This window comes from Chlorobaculum parvum NCIB 8327 (genome assembly GCF_000020505.1).
Taxonomy (GTDB): Bacteria; Bacteroidota; Chlorobiia; order Chlorobiales; family Chlorobiaceae; genus Chlorobaculum; species Chlorobaculum parvum_A.
The window spans coordinates 165,372-184,870 of sequence record NC_011027.1 but is presented as its reverse complement, the minus strand read 5'-3'; the positions used below and the strand labels follow the sequence as shown (position 1 = coordinate 184,870).

At 58.1% G+C, this 19,499-nt stretch carries 20 protein-coding genes; 5 read left to right on the top strand and 15 right to left on the bottom strand.

The window, feature by feature from the left end; translation table 11 throughout:
- Positions 1-166: 166 nt before the first annotated feature.
- From CPAR_RS00900 to CPAR_RS00890, 3 genes are all read left to right on the top strand, one after another.
- Positions 167-892 carry a 4'-phosphopantetheinyl transferase family protein gene (locus CPAR_RS00900; protein ID WP_012501433.1) on the top strand — a complete coding sequence of 242 codons (726 nt, stop codon included), beginning with the start codon at positions 167-169 and terminating at the stop codon, positions 890-892.
- Positions 893-1,157: 265 nt separating this feature from the next.
- Positions 1,158-2,243 (top strand): PASTA domain-containing protein, encoded by a 1,086-nt coding sequence (locus tag CPAR_RS10585; RefSeq protein ID WP_012501432.1) that lies wholly within the window; start codon positions 1,158-1,160, stop codon positions 2,241-2,243.
- Between the two features lie 31 nt (positions 2,244-2,274).
- The gene (locus tag CPAR_RS00890) at positions 2,275-2,841 is read left to right on the top strand and encodes a hypothetical protein (RefSeq protein WP_012501431.1); all 567 of its coding nucleotides are present in this window, start codon (positions 2,275-2,277) and stop codon (positions 2,839-2,841) included.
- 43 nt (positions 2,842-2,884) lie between these two features.
- On the opposite strand, the gene CPAR_RS00885 is transcribed toward CPAR_RS00890, so the two are convergent.
- Complete coding sequence (locus tag CPAR_RS00885; RefSeq protein WP_198002626.1) at positions 2,885-3,556, bottom strand: DUF2971 domain-containing protein; 672 nt, start codon at positions 3,554-3,556, stop codon at positions 2,885-2,887.
- Between the two features lie 206 nt (positions 3,557-3,762).
- Between CPAR_RS00885 and CPAR_RS00880 the strand changes: the two genes are divergently transcribed.
- Complete coding sequence (locus CPAR_RS00880; protein ID WP_012501429.1) at positions 3,763-4,233, top strand: YqhA family protein; 471 nt, start codon at positions 3,763-3,765, stop codon at positions 4,231-4,233.
- Between the two features lie 15 nt (positions 4,234-4,248).
- Here the strand turns inward: CPAR_RS00880 and corA are convergent, their stop codons facing one another.
- The 12 genes from corA to obgE all read right to left on the bottom strand — a co-directional run bounded on the left by corA (position 4,249) and on the right by obgE (position 16,864).
- A complete protein-coding gene (corA, locus tag CPAR_RS00875) occupies positions 4,249-5,352 on the bottom strand; it encodes a magnesium/cobalt transporter CorA (RefSeq protein ID WP_012501428.1) in 1,104 nt (367 codons plus the stop codon).
- 144 nt (positions 5,353-5,496) lie between these two features.
- On the bottom strand, positions 5,497-5,895 hold the full coding sequence (locus tag CPAR_RS00870) for a DUF302 domain-containing protein (protein ID WP_012501427.1): 399 nt from the start codon (positions 5,893-5,895) through the stop codon (positions 5,497-5,499).
- Positions 5,896-6,061: 166 nt separating this feature from the next.
- Positions 6,062-7,339: a hypothetical protein gene (locus CPAR_RS00865; RefSeq protein ID WP_012501426.1), complete on the bottom strand. Its 1,278-nt coding sequence runs from the start codon at positions 7,337-7,339 to the stop codon at positions 6,062-6,064.
- Positions 7,336-9,714, bottom strand: coding sequence for a glycosyltransferase family protein (locus CPAR_RS00860; RefSeq protein ID WP_012501425.1), 2,379 nt, complete (start codon positions 9,712-9,714; stop codon positions 7,336-7,338). The genes CPAR_RS00865 and CPAR_RS00860 overlap by 4 nt, the downstream gene beginning before the upstream one ends.
- Positions 9,711-11,207, bottom strand: coding sequence for a flippase (locus tag CPAR_RS00855; RefSeq protein WP_012501424.1), 1,497 nt, complete (start codon positions 11,205-11,207; stop codon positions 9,711-9,713). Before CPAR_RS00855 ends, CPAR_RS00860 begins: the two co-directional genes overlap by 4 nt.
- Positions 11,204-12,547 (bottom strand): glycosyltransferase, encoded by a 1,344-nt coding sequence (locus CPAR_RS11215; protein ID WP_232203920.1) that lies wholly within the window; start codon positions 12,545-12,547, stop codon positions 11,204-11,206. The genes CPAR_RS00855 and CPAR_RS11215 overlap by 4 nt, the downstream gene beginning before the upstream one ends.
- Positions 12,507-13,088: a methyltransferase domain-containing protein gene (locus CPAR_RS00845; protein WP_012501422.1), complete on the bottom strand. Its 582-nt coding sequence runs from the start codon at positions 13,086-13,088 to the stop codon at positions 12,507-12,509. Before CPAR_RS00845 ends, CPAR_RS11215 begins: the two co-directional genes overlap by 41 nt.
- Positions 13,085-13,942, bottom strand: coding sequence for a glycosyltransferase family 2 protein (locus tag CPAR_RS00840; RefSeq protein WP_012501421.1), 858 nt, complete (start codon positions 13,940-13,942; stop codon positions 13,085-13,087). The genes CPAR_RS00845 and CPAR_RS00840 overlap by 4 nt, the downstream gene beginning before the upstream one ends.
- Positions 13,939-15,039: a glycosyltransferase family 4 protein gene (locus CPAR_RS00835; RefSeq protein ID WP_232203919.1), complete on the bottom strand. Its 1,101-nt coding sequence runs from the start codon at positions 15,037-15,039 to the stop codon at positions 13,939-13,941. The genes CPAR_RS00840 and CPAR_RS00835 overlap by 4 nt, the downstream gene beginning before the upstream one ends.
- Positions 15,040-15,114: 75 nt before the next feature.
- Positions 15,115-15,381: an HPr family phosphocarrier protein gene (locus tag CPAR_RS00830; RefSeq protein ID WP_012501419.1), complete on the bottom strand. Its 267-nt coding sequence runs from the start codon at positions 15,379-15,381 to the stop codon at positions 15,115-15,117.
- 15 nt (positions 15,382-15,396) lie between these two features.
- Positions 15,397-15,870: an N-acetyltransferase gene (locus CPAR_RS00825; protein ID WP_012501418.1), complete on the bottom strand. Its 474-nt coding sequence runs from the start codon at positions 15,868-15,870 to the stop codon at positions 15,397-15,399.
- Positions 15,857-16,864, bottom strand: coding sequence for a GTPase ObgE (gene obgE, locus CPAR_RS00820; RefSeq protein WP_012501417.1), 1,008 nt, complete (start codon positions 16,862-16,864; stop codon positions 15,857-15,859). The genes CPAR_RS00825 and obgE overlap by 14 nt, the downstream gene beginning before the upstream one ends.
- Before the next feature lie 83 nt (positions 16,865-16,947).
- Here obgE and xseB point away from each other — a divergent pair, with 83 nt between their 5' ends.
- The gene (gene xseB, locus CPAR_RS00815; RefSeq protein WP_012501416.1) at positions 16,948-17,250 is read left to right on the top strand and encodes an exodeoxyribonuclease VII small subunit; all 303 of its coding nucleotides are present in this window, start codon (positions 16,948-16,950) and stop codon (positions 17,248-17,250) included.
- A gap of 6 nt (positions 17,251-17,256) precedes the next feature.
- Here the strand turns inward: xseB and gatB are convergent, their stop codons facing one another.
- Together gatB and CPAR_RS00805 are read right to left on the bottom strand one after the other, a co-directional pair.
- The gene (gene gatB / locus CPAR_RS00810) at positions 17,257-18,684 is read right to left on the bottom strand and encodes an Asp-tRNA(Asn)/Glu-tRNA(Gln) amidotransferase subunit GatB (protein WP_012501415.1); all 1,428 of its coding nucleotides are present in this window, start codon (positions 18,682-18,684) and stop codon (positions 17,257-17,259) included.
- A gap of 50 nt (positions 18,685-18,734) precedes the next feature.
- Entirely contained in the window at positions 18,735-19,262 is a 528-nt protein-coding gene (locus CPAR_RS00805; RefSeq protein WP_012501414.1) for a lipid-binding SYLF domain-containing protein, read from the bottom strand.
- Positions 19,263-19,499: the final 237 nt, after the last annotated feature.

Here is a 19,499-nt window from a genome sequence, read left to right as displayed (position 1 = left end):
AAATTGTGCTTGTTCCCTCTCGATCTTCGGCCTTAATCGTATAAAGAATATGGTGTCCTGGCATCATAGCGATCAAAGCACACCGCCCGAAACTGCCGGTCTTGACGGCTATGTCGAAGAAAATGATTATCATCATCGAACCACAACCCTCGACCGACCAGAAACGATGATCATCAGCAAAGAGAGTGTCACGGCCATCCATACCGACATTCAAGCCATCGGAATTCCCGAGGAGGAGCTCTCTGCCCTTCTTTCGGACGATGAACGAGTGCGGATCGACACGTTTCGTTTCGAAGCTGACCGGAAACGCTTCATCATGCGGCGAGGACTGCTCAGGCGCATCATTGGTGAAACCCTCGACACCGATCCCACTCGCATCCGCTTTGCGACCACGGCTGTCGGCAAACCCGTCATTGCCTTTCCTGAAAACTCCGGCCTCTGGTTCAACCTTTCTCACTCCGGCGACCAGATAGCATATGCCTTCTCCGGCCATGCCGAAACCGGCATCGATATCGAGCGCATCCGCACGGTCGAGGGGATCGACCGGCTTGCCCGCAACTACTTCTCCGCCGAGGAGTACGCGCTGGTTGTCAACCTGCCTGCATGGGAAAAGAATAAAGCCTTCATCAAGCTGTGGTGCATCAAGGAGGCGCTCATCAAGGCCAGCGGCTGGTCGCTCGAGCATGGCCTGCTTGCCTCGGACGTGGCGGCCCAGTACCGCATGACCCGCTTCAACGTCCAGTTTGGTGAAAGCCTGACGCTCACCTGCGTCACCCCCGTCTTCGATCGCATCTGCGGCTACGCCACAGCTTTGGCGATCCGCCTCGACGACAACGAACCCCTGAAACTGCATCGCTACACCCTCCAGAACGGCGAGTATATCGACTTCTGAACCTGCATGCCGTCGCCAGACCGCAAACGGCACCTCAGATTTGGCCTTTCAAATCATAGCGTCAAAGACTATTTTTAAAAAACAAAGCTGACGGCCACTTACGGATAGCGATGTTTTCAGTGCACATTCCTGACGACTCCTGAAGGACAAAACGCAGAAAACAGACGCCTGAACGCTTTCGGGATAAGGATTTCAATTTCGACCACCTGCAGGATGGTGTTGCGTGCCCCCGTTGAAACCTGCATCCCGAACAACAGCTCCAGCCATGAGAAAAGCTTTCCTCACATGCTGCCTTGCCTGGTGGTTTGCCGTGCTGCAAGGCCTTTCTTTACAGGCTTTTGCCGCCTATAATCCGGCACTGATCGACACCTCGAACACCAGCAGTTCCCAACCGCCGGCCGTCATGTCCACCCCACCGCCGGCCGACGGTGCTTCATCGGAGCCACGCCCCCAAATCGAAGGCCTGCGTCCCATCCTGATTACCGTACCATCACTTGCCGGTCTGTCGCTGGACGATGCCCGGGCAACGCTTCTCGACACAAACCTGCGAGTCGGCCAGGTCACGCGCGCCGAATCCAGCGATGAACCGGATACGGTCATCCGGCAGTCCCCCGAGGCCAGAGCAAGAGTCAGGCCCGGCACAGCTGTCTCGCTGGTGATCGCCGAGCCCGCCATGGTCACCGTTCCCCCACTGACCGGCCTGCCGCTGAACCAAGCCCGCTCGATACTCTCGGAACTTGATTTACAGTTCGGCCAGCTCACCAGCGCCGAATCCGATGGCGAACCGGGCACAATCATCGAACAGTCGCCGAAAGCCCGGACGAGAGTCAAGCCTGGTACGCCTGTCGCGCTGGTGCTCTCAATCCGAAGCTTGGTCGAGGTTCCCCATGTTGTCGGGCTTGAGTTGGGCGATGCCCGCAAGGTCATCGAACGTGCAGGGTTGATACCAATCACGGACACTATGAACAGCCGGAACGATGAGGCTGTCGTCACCAGCCAAAATCCCGAGCCGCCCACCACCGTCCGAAAAGGCTCATCGGTCGTGCTGACATTAAGAACCATCGCCGCGCCGCCAATCATAAAGAAACCGTCCCGGCCGACGAAAACTCCACCATGGCCAGCCATTTTCGGCGGAGCAGCGCTGATGACCATCATCGGCGGAGCCCTTCTTTTCATGCGAAGCAGCCGCGTCAAAGCAGCCCCGCGCAACAAAGAAGTTCATGTCTCCATCCGTGAAAAGCTCGATGAGGGAACCCAGCAGGTGCAGACTACCGGAAATCCTGAAAAAGCTCCGACGATTGTCGTAACCATCCGCCCGGACAACGGCGTGCAGGAAATCCACCCGTCATAACAACGAACAGAAGACCGACCCGGAGAAAACCATGCAGACAGTCACCCTCGGCGATTTTTTCGGCCATCTGAACCGCGATGATTCCACGCTCGACAAGCTTCAGAAAAAAGAGGTGTTTGAAGAGCTGCGCAAAAACCTGCCCGCACAAGAGCAGGCGCTCCAGTGGAAACCGGTCTGGAGCAGCGTCGTCGATCATGTCGGAAAACTGCTCGACATCGATCTGGCGAAAATCATGCTGCGGGCATGGAAAAATTATTTCGACCTCTCAAAATATACCGATACCGAAACCTACCCGCCAGACCGTTCCTACCTCGAACCGCTGCTTGAGCACACCATTTCATCAAGGCACAAACCGGAAATCGAGGTCGAAATCGACCGCATCATCTCAAAAACCATCGCGTTCGACATCACCGTGCAGTTGAACCTCAAGGGATTCACACTCGAAATAACCGGTGGAAAAATCATGAAGATTCACACAGGAGAGTGCCGAGGCAAAGGCAGCATCAAATGCCTCGACGTAACGCTTCTGGAAAAAGCGCTCGGAACCGTGACGCTACCAGGAATCATCGATCTCGGCGAAGGCATTCCGGTGGAATGAGCGAAACCGTACTGGAGAGATGAAAGGGGGATGATAAGTTTACCTAGTTAGGAATACGAACACCATCAACATCCAACGATGCTCTGACAACTTCTACTTGTTCCCCAGCCAACCGACGCACAAGATTCTCGAGCATCGGTGTAGCTCGCGCCCCAAGAATCACGCGGCGAATCCGGTTTGCAACAGACACGTACTCATCCCTGGCAAATATCCGATACTCTTGCTCATACGTCCAGTGTTCAGTTTTGCGAGTAAGCACTTGTTCAGCTGATGGCGCCCCCATCAAAGTTGTACTCCATTTTTTTAAAGCAGGCTCGTAGATAACCTGATGCGCATTGATATCAAGTCCACTAAAATCCAATTCGAACGCAACCCCCTTGTGTCCAGATGCATACAAAGACCACATTCTCACATCACATAACGTTGACGTCAAGCTGCATATTCGCAAATCATCATGCTTGCTCATAGGAAGATCTGTAACAGACTTCATCATGCGACTTATTGGTTTATTCGTAGGCGAGAATCCTAAGCCTGTTTTTGCAACTGCATACATGGCCATTCTTAATTCAGGTGTATCAAGAATTTCTTCGATAAACTGCCCTTCAAAAGGATCATTAAGTTCTTCATATTTTGAGCAATACAGGCGTTGCTCGAGCAAAATATCAATCAAATATGATAATGGTTCCGCTGGCCTGAACTTATAGAGCAATGACATAAGATTGAACTCTGACATTAATTGAATTGAGATGGTCTGTTTCTTAAGTCAAGAAAAGCGATTAGCAGCAACATCCTGAAATCTACATCCTGCGGATATTGAAAGAAAACGCTTATTGGAAAACCCACGCTGAGCAGTTCCAATTCACCTCGGCATTACCTAACTTATGCGCTGCTAATTCACGTTCATCAATTCATCACACCATCATGTTACAGCGACTGCTCTCTTCAAGCCGCTATCTCGTTCTCATCGCCGTTGTCGGCACCTTCCTCGCCTCATTGACGCTGCTTGTCTTCGGCGGCATTTCGGTGGTGCAACTCATTGCCGACACCGTCATGCACGCAGACATTTCCGGCAAAACCGGCAAGCTGCTCGTGCTCGGGTTCATCGAAGCCATCGACCTGTTCCTGCTCGGCACAGTCTTTTTCATGATTTCGCTGGGCTTGTACGAGCTGTTTATCGACGACTCAATTCCCGTACCGGACTGGCTGGAAATTCACACGCTCGACGACCTGAAAGACAAGCTGGTCGGCGTCATCGTCGTGGTTATGGGCGTAGTGTTTCTCGGCCATGTCATCAAGTGGCACGGAGAACAGGAGCTGATCTGGCTTGGCGGGGCGATCGCGCTGGTCACGGCGGGGCTGACCTGGTTTGTGAGCAACAAGAAAAAGAAATAGGCCTCAGGACGCCGCTCAGAACCACTTCCTCGATCGGTAGTAAACCATAAACCCGATCGCGATCAGCACCATCACACCAAGTACGGTGAAGTATCCCCAATGGAAGCTCAACTCGGGCATGTATTTGAAATTCATGCCATAGATGCCGGCGATAAATGAGAGCGGCATGAAGACCGTGGCGATCATGGTGAGGAACTTCATGATTTCGTTCATGCGGTTGTTCACCCCGGCCAGGTAGGTTTCGTGCATGCCGTTAACGATTTCGCGGAACACTTCGATGGTGTCGATCACCTGCACGATGTGGTCGTAAATATCACGGAAATAGGGATCGACCCCTTCGCCCACGACGTCGAAATCCTCCCGCGTGATGCTGCCGATGATCTCCCGCAATGGCCAGACGGTTTTGCGGAAAATGATCAGCTCCCGTTTCATGGCATAAAGCGCGTTGAAGGCCTCCTGGCTGAAGTCGGCCATCATTTCAGAATCGAGCGTATCGATGCGGTTCTCGATCTCTTCGAGGATCGAGAAGTAGCGATCGACCACCGCATCGACGAGCGCGTAGGCGAGAAAGTCGGCATCATGCTTCCTGAGTTTGGAAGCGGCGCTTCTGATGCGCTGGCGCACGGGCTCGAACATGTCGCCGGGCTTTTCCTGAAAAGTGATGACATAGCCGGGGCCGAGCACGATGCTCAACTGCTCTTGGGTGATTTCGTTCAGCTCACGGTTGAAATCGAGCATCCGGAGCGACAGAAAGAGGTATCGCTCGAAATCCTCCACCTTCGGGCGCTGCCCGGTGTCGAGAATATCCTCCTGCGTCAGCGAATCGATGCCGAACAGCTCCCCGAGCATGCCGATCACCGCGGTGTCATGCAAGCCATCGACGTTGATCCAGAGCACCTTGAAACGCTCTTTCAAGCCAAGGCACTCTTCGACATTCTTTACTTCAACCGCAACTGCCTGCCCCTCATCGTAGCCGAATGCCGTGATGCCGGTCTGTTCGACCTTCTGCTCACCGATATGGATCAGGGAACCCGGCGGCTGGCCGAGCGCTTTGACGCGGCTTCGGAAGATCCGCTTTTTCTGCCTTTTCTTGTGGGGCGTATGATTTCCGGTGCTCATCGGTCACAGTGTAAGCGTTGCGAAGCCAGCCCGTTTTTTGAAAGGTAACCCCGCCGTCGCACAAAAAAAATCCAGGCGCCCCGTGCTCACGATCAGGACGGCTGGATTATCAATTGTTAACCAACAAAAGCAAAAAAAAGCCGATCAGAGGGCAGCAATAACGCGATGCATCTTTTCAGCCACCTCTTTGGCGTGCGCTACGACTTCCGGATGTTCGGCCATCGAAAGCGGAGGCACGGGGTCCATGACGACCACGGAGGTTTTGTCGTCGTCGGTGGAGTAGAGTACGACGTTACAGGGCAGCAGCGTTCCGACCGGCAACTCGCGGCTCAGCACCTGATGGGCAATGGGCGGATTGCACGCGCCGAGAATGACATAGTTGCGGAAGTCGATCTTAAGCTTTTCGGCAAATTTTTTCTTCACGTCGATCTCCGAAATGACGCCGAACCCTTCTTTGGCAAGCTCTGCGCGAACCTTCGGATCGGCTTCGGCAAAGGGCAGATCGATGGTTTTTCCGAAAGCGTATGGGGTTTTAATCTCCATAGAGTGATCTCCTTGATTGATGATTGGCACTGAAAAAGCAAGGCAAAAGGCGCTTAATGCAAACCGCGTTATTGCGATAAACGGAAAGGGGCGAGCAACGCCAAGAGCATATTGGTATATACTCAAATAACGCACTCGTAGCAATACGTCAATGGGGTACGCCTGCCTACACCGGCTGGCTGGCGATCACGCTGGTCAGTGCGCGCATCGCCTCGGAGATGTCGTATTTCTCCCGGATAGGCTCTGGTGCGCCTTGCAAGGTTCGTGCAAACCAGCCTGAGGCCATCGCGCGGAACAGCTCCGTGATGGCTCCGGCATCTCCCGCCGGCGCGTACATCCCCCCGGCGTCGAGCACCAGCCGCGAGGTTGCGCCTTCGGGAGCAATGGCGCACAACGCCTGCCCCATGCCAAGCGCATCGGCAAGGCGATCGGGTACGGTGCTGGCGCTGGACGCCGTGCCGGCCTGAACCGCACAGAAAAATCCGGCCTTGCGGGAGAGCTTCAGCTCGCTGTCGATGCCGCCGGTCTCGTCGAGCGTGAGGAGCTTTTCAAGCGGCTTTTTCGCTGCCCGGCGCAACAACTCCGAAGCTCCGGCGCCAAGCAGCAAGAACTCGACGCCGCCCGCGGGAATCCCCCCTTGCAGCCACGCTTCAAGCCCGGCGATCAACGCCTTCAGCTCGGCCTTGGGCAGCTCCTCCACCAGAAGTGCAATGCGCAACACGGTGTCGGAGGCTTCGGCTGCCGAGCGTCCGAAAGCTGGATGCGACCGATCAAACGACGGCGACACGATGGTCATCAAACCGTGGTCGAGCCGACCGTGGTACTTCTGGAGGTAGTACTCCTTGAGGTGGCGCGTCGGCGCAAGCAGGTGCACGCCGGAAAGCAGAATCCGCGCCTCAGCCTCGGCAGCCTCCGACGAGCTTGACGAACCGGGCTGAGGCATGGCCGGATCGAGCGGGCTGACAATGTCCAGAATGACCGCAAGAGAGTGCTTGCGGGCGGTTTCCAGCGCAAGGCGGAGCGGTTCGAGCGGTGGCCCCTGGGCGTAGAGCAGGTCGATCTCCGGCTCCTCTTCGAGCAGGCGATCGATCAGCTCTGCGGCGTTTTTCTCCCAGGTCGCGCCATTGGAGTTCTCTCTGAACAGCCCGGAGAGCCTGGCTTTCAACGACTGGTTCAGCGCCGCGACCTCCTGGCCATGCAGCAAAGCGTTACGGTCGGCAACGTCAAGCCCTTCGGCATCGATCTCCGGACCGGTGCGGTGTACCGCGAGCACGGGATTCGCGCCCGACTGCACAGCGTTCGGCACCCCGTTGATTCCCGGAGGCGCGATGACGACCGGCTCCCAGCCGATGGTGGAGAGGTTGGAAGCAAACTTCCAGGCCCGCGACGAACCACAGGTGACGTAAGGCGGAAAATTCCGGGTCAGAAACAGCGCTTTTCTCACGATTTGCTGGCTAAATTTGATGATTTTGATGAACCTCGGCCAAGCACGCTACCGGCCACGATGAGCCCGAGCGAAAGCAGTGTGGCGACAGTCGAAACCATCCGGCCGGTCTCGAAGCGGCTGCGATCATAGACGAAGCGCACTTCATGCTCGCCGGGCGGCACGATGACGCCGCGAATCACGCCGTCAACCTTGAGCGCCTGCTGCGCGCGGCCATCGACGGTGAGCTTCCAGCCCTGCGGATACCAAACCTCGCTGAGCACCAGCAACGCCTCGCCGTCCGCGCGAACCTTCATCGTGATCGACTCGGCACTGCGCTGCATGGAGAGCACTTCGCCCGGCGCAAAACGCTTCACTCCCTGCCAGGGCGCAGCTTCGACAAAGACACCGCCATCGCTTCCCCCTCCCTGCATGACCGCCTCCACTGCCGCGGCTTCGCTCTGCACAGCATCGGCCTGCGGTGCGAACCACGCGCGCGGCATCGCTCCGGACAGCTCATAGACCGCCACCGGCACCTGGCCCGACACCAGCGACAGCGCGCCCGACGCCACCGGCTTCAGCTCTTCGGCGTGCAAAGGCTGCGGCGACACCACATACCTGACGTTGAGCATCCGAAGCACATCGAGATTGGCCAGATTCTCCGTGCGGCTGAGCAGTTCCTGATAAACGCCGAGCTTGGCGGCATGGTAGCCGCCGGTCGATTCGATTCCCGCGACACTGAACTTGTTCTCCGAGAAAAGGCGTCCGACCGGATAGATTCTGAACAGCCCCTCGCGGCTCGACAGAAAACGCGTGACTTCGTCCTCTTCGAGCGCTACATCGAGCGAGGCGCGCTCCACCAGCGGCGACATGCGGAGGGAGTTGTCCGCAGGCGAAACGATCTTGTGATCCATCCAGAGCAAATCGATGGAGGAAACCGTCACCAGCACCAGCGCAGCCTGCCGCGCATTGATCATCCCTTTTGCAACCAGCCACAACAGACCAAGCACACCGGCAAAAACAAGGATAAGCATGAACAGGCTGCTCCTGAACAGCTCCCAGCGGAGGTCGCCCACCATCGAAACCAGGCTGAAGTTGTCGATGCGCACGGGCGGGAACGATGCCCGAAGCAGCTGCTCCAGACCACTCTCAAGCGACAGGAACAGAATCGCCATTACCCCTACGGCAATGCCAGCCCATTTCAGGAAGCGGGAGGAGTCGCCAAGCGGCTTGTCGAGCCACGCCTGCAAGCCGAATCCGGAGAGCATCGCGAGACAGAGCGCTACGACAATCAGCACCATCGACGGCACTCGGAAGGAGCTGAACTTGGGCGCGAAACGATAGAAGAGATCATACACCGGACTGAAGAAATTGCCGAACGAAAGCAGCAGAGCCAGCACCGTCATGGCGATAAAAAAGAGCACGACGGGCTTTTTGCGCCCGGCAACCGCACCGCCAACCGCAAATCCGAGGACGATGAGGCCCGCGTAGTGCGGAAAATCGGTGAAGGGCATGAAGCCCCAGTAGGTGACACCGCCGAAGCCGTAAGCGCCCGGCAACAGGTAGGTGAGCAATTCGGCGGGGTGCATCGACCACATCGTCGCGTAACGATACGCATCGGCAGCATCACCCGCAGCGCCGCGCGCCGAAAAGGGCAGATAGCCGAGCGCGGGCAGATAGACCTGCAACGCCACCGCCACGCCAAGCACCAAAGCCGCGAGCGCGAATCCGCCGGTTTTGATTTTCGATCCACCCGCATTTTTGTCAACCAGAATCTTCACAGCGAGCAATGGCACAACAAGCATCCAGGTGTACCAGGCGATCTGCACATGTGCGCGCTGGAGCTGCAAACCGACCAGGAGCGCCAGCAAACCCGCATCAGCAAGGCTGCCCCGCTCGGAAAGGCGGATCGCCGCCCAGAGCACCCACGGCATGTACGCCGCCGTCATGAGCTGGCTGCCGTGCCCATAGGCGAGCATGGCGGTCATGTAGGGATTGAGCATGAAGGCCGACCCGGCAAAAAAAGCCGCAGTGCTGCCCAGCCCGAGCTGCCGCGCAAGCACGAAGCCACCCATGCCAGCAAACACAAGGTGCAAAAGCTGGATGTACATCGGATCGATGTGCAGCGCACCGAACACGAGGTTCGGGAGATAAAGTCCGCTCAGATAACTGAACGCCGCTACGGTCGGCATTCCTGAAAAGGTCCAGGGCTGCCAGAGCGGATAGTGGCCGGATTGAACCTGAAGCGCCTCGAGCGCCTTGCCGAGCGCCATCGGTGTGACGCTGTCCGGCGAGCCCGGCACGAGATGCAGGCTCAGAATCGGGCCGAAAGGCAGCGCCAGCATAAGGGCAAAAAGGAGAATGGCAATCAGGTACGGCCAGGCAGCGTGCTTCACGGGTTTTCGTTCTTGCTTTGAGTGTTCAGAAAAGGCATGAATTTGAAAATAACCTCCAGCTCCTCCTGTTCCAACCGGAACGCACGGATGAGCAACACATACACCGCCGCTCCCGTCAAGCCTGCCATGGCGAGCAGCATAAACAATGGCTGCGGAGAGAGGGCGGAGCTTACGGCAAGCATGGCTACGCCTGCCGCTACGCCTGCCGCAAGCGGCTTCCAAAGCTTGATGGAGAAAAATGGGATGTCGAGTACATAGCGCAATTCGACCATCCGCACGACGGTCAGCAGCGCCATGACGATCAGGGTCGAAAGTGCCGCGCCATTCAACCCGAAACGTGGAATCAGCAACCAGTGCAGCAGCACCTGCAAAAAGAGCGCCACGGCCTGATTGACCATGCTCAGACGCTCCCCGCCGCTCATGGCGAGCACCGTGCTGCCAAGCCCGAACGAGGCGTGCAGCAACGAAGCAGCGGCAAGCAGCACCAGCGCCGTCGATCCCGCGCCGAACCCTTTGCCGAACACCGAAAGCACCTCGGCGGGAAAAAGCGCAAGCAGCAGAAACGGCACCATGACAATCATCACGATCCAGCGATTGACCATCTCGTAGGTAGCCCGTATTCCGTCGTGTTCCTGCCGCCCGTAATACCCGGCGATCATCGGCGCGGCGATGCTGGAAAATGCCACCAACACGGAGCGCAGCAGCCCTGCCGTCCGGGCTGCGGGCTGGTAGATGCCCACGGTACGCACGTCGGTCAGCAAGCCCAGCATCACCACATCGATCCAGTGTGAAAGAATCGAGAAGAGCGCAATAGCAAGCAGCGGCAGGGCAAACCGGCTGAGCTCTCGGCTCCGTTCAGCCTGCAGCACCGTTGGCAGCCCGATGCCGGTCATCGATCTGAATCGCGGTACAATCCACAAAAGAGCAAGCAGCGGAGCCACAAGAAAAGGCAACGCCAGCGCGGCCTCGCGTCCCCAAAGATAGCGTGCAGCAAGCATGGTGAGCAAAAACAGTCCAGGCACGATGATCTGGGTCGCCATCATTTTGGGCATGAGACGCCGCTGGGCCTGAATGGCAAACCCGGCCATGCTGGTCGTCACCGACATCGGCAACGCCACAGCGACCGCGAGCAGGGTCATGCGCAGCACTCCGTCGCCGTGTAACAACGAGGTGAGCGATCCGGAGAAGAGCACGATCAGCAACCCAGCAACAAGGGATGCAAGCGAGGTTCGTTTTATAGCCGCAGCGATCACCTGGCGCTGCTCCTCACCCTCCCGCTGGTTGACGAAGCGCAGGAGTCCGGAATCGTAACCACCAATCGCCAACACTTCGGCCACCTGCTGCACCGCGACAACGAGCGCATAGGTGCCAAGCGCATCGACCCCGAGCAGCCGCGCAGCGAGCAGGTTGTAAGCGAAGCGCACCACCTGCCCAAACACGAAACCGACCATCGAAATACCGGCCTCCCGCGCAATCGTCACCTCGCGTTTCACGACCGCCTCCATTGCATGGCGTCACGCAACTCTCGCACCATCGCGGCAGCAAGCGCGTCCCAACTGTGCGCCCGGGCGAACGCATGTCGCTCACCCTTCCGACAATCGGCAAGCGCATCGGGTACGAGCCGGACAAACTCCTCAGATGTCGAGACGACGTGCACCACATCGCTCGCCTTCCGGACGGCATCGCAGTAATCGATGGCGAGAATCGGCACGCACGCCGCCGCGTACTCGTAGAGCTTGTTCGGATTGGAAGCCCGTTTCAAATCGCTCCGTTCGAGCGGCATCAGCGCCAGATCGAACTGCTGCACCCACGCCGGAAGCTCGTCGTAATCGATCTTGCCAACCCAGTGAACATTCGGCAAGCAGAGCAAATCGGCGTGACGCTCCGCCCAGTCGCTCGCATACGCCGGGCCAACGAGCACGACGCTGAACTCCGGCCACGCTTTGGCGACCGACGCGACGAGATCGGCGTCGAGCCAATCCATCGCGCCCGCGTAGCCCAGAATCGGCCTGGGCAACCCGGCAAGTTGCGACGGCGTTTCGCGACGAGGCGTTGCGAAGTGGTCGAACTCGACGCCGTTGCCGAGTTCGACGCATCGCTGCTCCGGTAGCGTGTCAAGCAAAAAATGACGGATATTCGTCATCGCGAGTCCCGACCTGTCGGTACGTGGCGATCCATCTTTTGTTGATTTCGCAGGGTTCGCATGGATTGCCGCGTCGCGATGCTCCTCGCAATGACGGGGAATACGCCAGACTGTTTGGTATTGACTTGACACTAGTCTCGGCATGAGTTTGTCGAGCAACGGATCACTCACGTAAAAAATCAGGTCGGCCTTTTCGACAAACCGGCGCATCGAGTCGTGCAGCCACGGCTGGCCGGGCGTAAAGGCGAGGTGGTCGTCGTTGGCGTCGTAGAACCGCAACCGGCAAGGCATCACAGCCGCCGCGTCGCCCCAGTAAATATTGCTCAGTCCGATGATCCGGTCGGCGGATGAAAATCCCAACAGACGAAACCAGAATGCGGCAAGCGTTCGACCGACAAGCGTAACAAACCAGCGGATAAGCGGGTTGTCGAAAAGCTGCGGCTTTCCGAGCGGAATGGTTTTGAGGAACGGCACCGTCACCACCGTTACACGCCCACGTTTGGCCGGCAGCCAGTGCTGCTTACGACCAAGCGTGAAGGGCTCGATGAAAAGGATCCGCCACTCCTCCGGAAAGCGGGCGAGCAACCGCTGCTTGCGGGTCGAAAGAAAGTCCCACTGGATTTCGGAGAACCAGATGAGGTCGATGTGTTCACCGCCGCGCCGCAAGCTCGTAAATCCTGATTTTTTCAAAGATGCAGCGCAGCATCGGCCTGATACCATGCAGACAGAAAAGCGGAGAGCGGATGCCGAACTCCGCGCTCCGCACCACCTCGAATCCGGCCCTCGCAACGAGCGCGTCAAGCGAGCGCTTCGGCATTTCGTGGAAATGATCGGGGCTTTGCAGGAAGCCCGGCTTCCACGCCGGAGTGGAGAGGAACAGGCGCGACGACGGCGCAGGATCGAGCGCGTCGCGAACCTGAAGCAACAGGTGAAGCGGATTGTAGAGGTGCTCGATAACCTCGAACGCCGTTACCACCGGATAGCGCGCAGCCACATCGAGCGGCTCGGTGTCGAGATCAACCGAGGTCGTGTCGAAGCGGCAGCCGAAGTGCGCTTCGAGCATCGCGGTCGCAGGCGTGCGGTCGCCGATGTCAAGTCCCGCCCGCGCCGGAAGCGAGATCGCGTCGGACGCTGCGACGAACGCAAGACTTTTCTCCCACCGCATCCGGTGCGCGGGATCGGCGCTCCACGTCTGGTCAACGACCGTCCGAAATGGTTGTCCGACCGTCATGCATCCTCCCGCTCTTGCGATGACGCTCGCCGGAACAGTTGGAAGCGCAACAGACCGAGCAGAGCCCGGAACGGCAGCAGCAGCGGATAGAGCACGAGGCTACTGAACATGCCGTGCTTTGCGAACAGCGTCATAGCTGCGCCGCTCTTTCGGAGCTGCTTTCCGAAGTTCATCTCCCCGCCGGACGAGGCTGACACACGATGCCAGATGCGCGACGCGGGCTGATACATGACGGCGAGGCCGCGCTCGCGCACCTTCATCGAGAGATCGACATCCTCGCCGTACATCCGGAACCGCTCGTCGAAACCACCGACCTCATCGAACACAGGGCACCTCATTGCCAGGCAGCAACCGGTGGCGTACCCGACCGGCTTCAGCGCGTCGAAACGCGGGCCATCGGACTGGCGGATGCCCGTGTGCTCGATCAGCCCCGTCGCAGGGTTGACCGCACCGCCCGCATACCAGATGCGCGCCGGATCGTCTATGTAGAGAATTTTCGGAGCGACGATGCCAACCCACGCATCGCGCAGGGTTTCGATGAGCGGCTGGAGGAAGCCGGGATCAACGATGGTGTCGTTGTTCAGGAACACCACGTTATCGAAGCCGCGCCCTCGCAGCGAACGGAATGCTGCGTTATTGCCTCCCGCAAAGCCGAGGTTGCGCCCAAGTTCGAGAATTTCGACCTCCGGAAAAGCCCGGCGGACGAGCGCGACCGAGCCGTCGGTCGAGCCGTTGTCGGCCATGATGACAGTGAACTCCGGCTGGCGCACCTTCCCGAGCGACGCCAGACAGACGAGCGTGTCAGCCGCACCGTTCCAGTTCAGCACGATGACTGCCGTTTTTTCGCCGTTCATGCCGACCTCCGGGAACATCGCTCAAGAAAAGTGGCCGATTCCGATGCGAACGCACTCCACGAAAGCTTGCGGCAAACTTCGGCGATCCCCTCCTCCAGCGGCAATTGGTCGCGCTCGCGGAAAAATTCAACGATCCCGTCGGCCAGTGCCGAAGCCCCCTCTTCGCGGACGATCCAACCGGTCTTCCCGTGCTCGACCTGTGCATCGAGACCTCCGGCGCTGCAAGCTATCACCGGCACGCCGTGGCCGAAAGCGAGCGGCGCAACGCCTGACTGCGTGGCCGAACGGTAAGGCAACACTACGGCATCGGCGGCGGCCATCAGCATGGCAACCTCACTGGCAGGCACGTACCCTTCGCGAAACTCGACAGCGCCGTCGATGCCGAGCTGCCGGGCCTCGTCACGGAAGCGCGCCGAATCGAGCATGAACTCCCCGGCAACAACCAGCTTCGCCGACGGCTGTTCGCGCACTACGGCAACCATCGCATTAAGCAGCGTATCGAGGCCTTTGTACTCACGAACGTAGCCGAAAAAGAGCAGCACCGGCGCATCCTCCGGCAAACCCAGCGTGCGCCGCGCTTCGATCTTGGCGGGAGCAGGCGTTTGCGACTCGTAGAGAGGATGAAACAGCGAACAGGTGCGCGCGTCAGGGCTGAAGCCGAGCAGCTCCGACTCGACGCTGCGGGAGAGGGTGATGAAACCGTCGGACGATGAAACCAGCAAGCGCTTCAGCATCGGTTCCCCCGGAATGGATTCATGAGAAGTGAAATTGTGTAGCAGCACCACGCTCGGCAGGCCGCTGATCCAGCGCAAGATCGTGATTAGTGGCGCAAGGACAGCACTCCAGTAGGCAACGAGCAGCACGTCAGGGCGGCTCTGGCGAAGCTGGCGAGCCACCGAAAACCAGGTGAAGGGATTCATCAGATCGATGGAGAACGGCGTCGATGCCGGTAGTTCGACGCCGGGTTCGACCGCCGGACGCCCCTTCAGCAGCCAGCGAGGCCAGAGGCGGCGGTAAGGCACGGCCGTCACATCGCAACCAGCCACGCCCAGCGCCTGCCGTAGGCTTTCGCTAAAGCGTGCAATCCCCCCTTTCAAGGGAGGAAACGGGCTGATCAGGGCTATCCGCAAAGGCTTCAAGGGAGCGGAGTCCGGCTTGGGGGCAACCGGGAGTTACTTCTCGCCGAACCCCTGTTCGAAAAATTCGATAAGCTGCCGCGCGGCTTCCGCCTCGTCCTCCCCTTCCAGGCGGAGCACAAGGCGCGAACCCTTGGGGGCAGCCAGGCTCATCACACCGATGATGGATTTGGCATTGATGGCAGAGCCCTCCATCTCGATGAAAAATTCGGACTTGAATTTGGAGGCGAGTTTGACGACAGCCGCCGCAGGCCGGGTATGGAGTCCCGCACTGTTGGTTATGGTCACTTCCTGGACGATCACGGATACTGGTCGGTTTTAATGGTTAAGAGTTCTTACCATCGCGATTTCATCGCACGCCATGAGTTTCGGGCAGTTGGTGCAATCGCGCCAGATTTTCTGAGGAAAATACTCTTTTTCAATCTGCTTATACCCCATTTTATCGAAAAATCCGGGACTGAGCGTCAGCACGAACACCTCCTTGACCCCCTCTTCGGTCAGCACAGATTCGGCTTTTCTGACCAGAAGACTTCCGATGCCTCTGCCGCGGAACTCATCAACCACGGCAAGCGAGCGGATTTCAGCCAGCTTGACCGAGTAGAAGGCCACCGCACAACAGCCGATAAGCTGTCCCTGGTATTCGGCCACAAAGAAATTACGAATATGCTCGATGATGCTCTCGACAGGCCGCTTGAGCATGATGCCCTTCCCGGCATAAGCGTCCGTCATCCGGGAAATCTGTTCAGCCTCATTCAGCCGCGCGTTGCGGATGATGGTCTCAGTTGCCGGCATCGTCAACGGTGATCTGGGTTGAAGTGGAAATCTGTCTCCACAATTCATCCTTGAGCGCTTTGAGCCCCTGACCGGCCACGCTTGAAATAGCGATAACCTTGATGCCCGGCTCAAGCTCCGGTATGGCAAAATCTTCCGGCGCGATGTCCATCTTGGTGATCACCGCAAGCCTCGGTTTGGAGAGCAGCGAGGCATCGAACTTCTCGAGCTCACGAAGCAGGGTTGCGTACTCGGCGGCAATATCGGCCGAATCGGACGGCACCATGACGAGCAGGGTTTTGGTGCGCTGGATATGGCGCAGAAACTGAATTCCAAGACCGCGCCCTTCGGCAGCCCCCTCGATAATGCCGGGAATGTCGGCCATCACGAACGACTTGTAGTCATCGTAACGTACGATGCCGAGATTGGGCACCAGCGTGGTGAAAGGATAATCGGCGATCTTCGGACGTGCGGCGCTGAACACCGAGATCAGGGTCGATTTACCCGCGTTCGGGAAGCCCACGAGGCCAACGTCGGCCATCAGCTTCAGTTCCATCTCAAGCTCGATCTCATCGCCCTTTTCACCGGGCTGTGCGAATCGCGGTGCCTGACGGGTGGCCGTGGCAAAATGCTGGTTGCCCTGGCCGCCACGTCCGCCCTTGGCGATCATGATCTCCTGGCCGTCTTCGACCATATCGCAGAGCACTTCACCGGTTTCGGCATTGCGCACCACCGTACCGCAGGGAACGCCGATCACGACGTCATTGCCGTTCTTGCCACTCTTGCGCGCGCCCATGCCGTGTTCGCCACGACCGGCGATGTAGGACTTGCGGTACTTGAAGTCGAGCAGAGTGGAGAGCTGCCGGTTGGCACGCAGATAAACATGGCCGCCGCGCCCGCCATCACCGCCATCGGGGCCTCCCTTGGGCACGAACTTTTCTCTTCTGAAACTCACGCATCCCCGTCCGCCGTCACCAGCCTTGACCGAGATTTTCGCACTATCGACAAACTTCACGCTTCCGTCCTTTTTGTAAGAATCCTTTTTGTAGGAATCGCCATCGTTACCTAAGTTATTCTGAACTTAACCCTGCACTAACAATGCCTGCTGCACGTAAAACCAAGAAGAATCAGACTTCGACCATCGAAGAGCTGATCCAGCGTCTCGAAGAGCTTACCGGCCAGATCGAAGATCCCGACACCGGGCTCGAGAACTCCATCGAACTTTACGAGGAGGGCCGCTCGGTTGCCGAAGAGTGCCGCAAGCGCTTGCAGGAGACCCGCAAGAAACTCGAAACAATCACTCCTGACAAGCCCGCTCAGGCCACACTGCCTGCTCAGTCCGAGAAGCCTGCCAAACCGGAGCCACCGAAAGCGGCCGGCCTGTTCGACATGGAGAGCTGAGAATTCTCAGGCGTCCAGCAGCTTTTTGAGAATTTCGTTGACCACCTTCGGGTTGGCCTTCCCCTTCATCTTCTGCATGCACTGACCGACAAAAAAGCCGAACAGCTGCGTCTTGCCGCTGCGGTACTGTTCGAGCTGCTTCTGGTTTGCGTCGAGAATCTCCTTGATCGCCGCCTCGATCGCACCCGTATCGGAGACCTGCGCCAGCCCTTCGCGCTTGACGATCTCCTCCGCCGTCGCTTCGTCCTGCTGCATGATCTCGAACACCTGCTTGGCGATGGTATTGCTGATCGCGCCCGCACCGATGAGCTTGATCAGGCCGCCGAGCCGCTCCGGCAAAATGGCGAATTCATGAATATCGAGGTACTTCTCTTTCAGCGTGCGCATCACCTCGCCCATCACCCAGTTCGACGAGGCTTTGGCGTCGCCTGAAACGTTCACGGTCGCCTCGAAATAGTCGGCCAGCTCGCGCTCCACGGTGATGACGCCAGCGTCATACGCAGGAATGCCGAACTCCGAAACGAAACGCGCCGCGCGATCTTCCGGAAACTCCGGCAGCTCTTCGCGCATCCTGTGCATCATGCCGTCATCGACCAGCACCGGCACGAGATCCGGATCGGGGAAATAGCGGTAGTCGTGGGCATGCTCCTTGCCGCGCATCGAGCGGGTTTCGAGCTTGTCAGCGTCCCACAGGCGCGTCTCCTGAACGATCACGCCACCGCCCTCGATCACCTCGATGTGGCGCTTGGCCTCGTACTCGATGGCGCGCTCGACGTTGCGGAACGAGTTCATGTTCTTGATCTCGGTGCGGGTGCCGTACTCGGTCGCGCCCACCGGCCTGACCGACACGTTGGCGTCGCAACGAAGGCTGCCCTCCTCCATGTTGCCATCGGAGATGCCGAGGTACTTGACGATCTGGCGCAGCTTCTGCAGATAGGCCGAGGCCTCTTTAGGCGTGCGCATGTCGGGGTAGCTCACGATCTCCAGCAGCGGCACGCCGCAACGGTTCACGTCGATGTAGGTGTCGTCACCGATGTCGTGAATCGACTTGCCCGCATCCTCTTCGATGTGAATTCGGACGAGACGAACATCCTTGCGCCCCTCTTCGAGTTCGACGTGAATCATACCCTCCGAGCAGATCGGCTCCTCGAACTGCGAAATCTGGTAGCCCTTCGGAAGGTCGGGATAGAAGTAGTTCTTGCGCGCCATGATGGAGTGGCGTGCAATGGTGCAGTTGGTGGCGAGGCCGAGCTTCACGGCGTCCTCCACCACACGGGCGTTCAGCACCGGCAGCGCGCCGGGCAACGCAAGGCAGACAGGGCAGACGTTGGTGTTGGCCGCCTTGCCGAAGGTTGCTGAACAGCCGCAAAAGGCCTTGCTTTCGGTATTGAGCTGACAGTGGACCTCAAGGCCCACGACAATTTCATAGTTCATTGAAGCAGAAACTGAAAAAGTGAAAAAACCTTATCGAAACCAGCTGGAGCTTACCGTCCCGGCTTGAAGCTGAACTTCTGGCCGCCAATGGTCGCCTCACCCATGATACCGGCATTCGGCATCGCAAACACGGCAACGCCATCCGAATAATCGGTATTGGTAGCCATGCCCGCCTGAACAAGCACCACGCCAGCCTGTGCGCTCAGCTCGAAATTGCCTTTCGTAAAATTGGCAAGTGCGGCCTGATCCTTGAAGAAAATGATCTCGGAAAACGCCTGTCCACCAAGCTGCGGACCAACATTGACCAGCGTCACCGTTGACCTGCCGATAGGCACGCCGTGCTCATAAACGATACCTTTACCGTGACCTCCACCGATCACCATAAAGCCGCCCTTGTAAATATCCGAAAAGACCGCGTAACCGTAAGCCCTTGAAAAGAAACGCTCAAGAGAAGGATCCTCTTTCCTGAACTTTCCGATTGTCCGCTCGGCATTCGCCTCGTCAGCCGGATCCCATCCGGCACGAGCCGTTCCGAACATCATCATAACCGCCGCCAAAGCAATCAGCAGCGTCCGCATCGTTTGTACCCTCTTCATCATGGCAACATATTTTTCGTTGGACAAATAAAACCAAACCGGCAACAAGTTGCAATGCAACGCCAGCCTGCAATGTACGATTTTCCCATCTGAAAACCCGCAGATGGCTGCACCTGAACGGTCTCAAGAAGTTGGACGCTGAAGCGGTCTGAATCTTTTGGCGTTCACAGAATCCTCAGGACAAGCTGGATGTCTTAAATTATACGTTACGGCTTGATG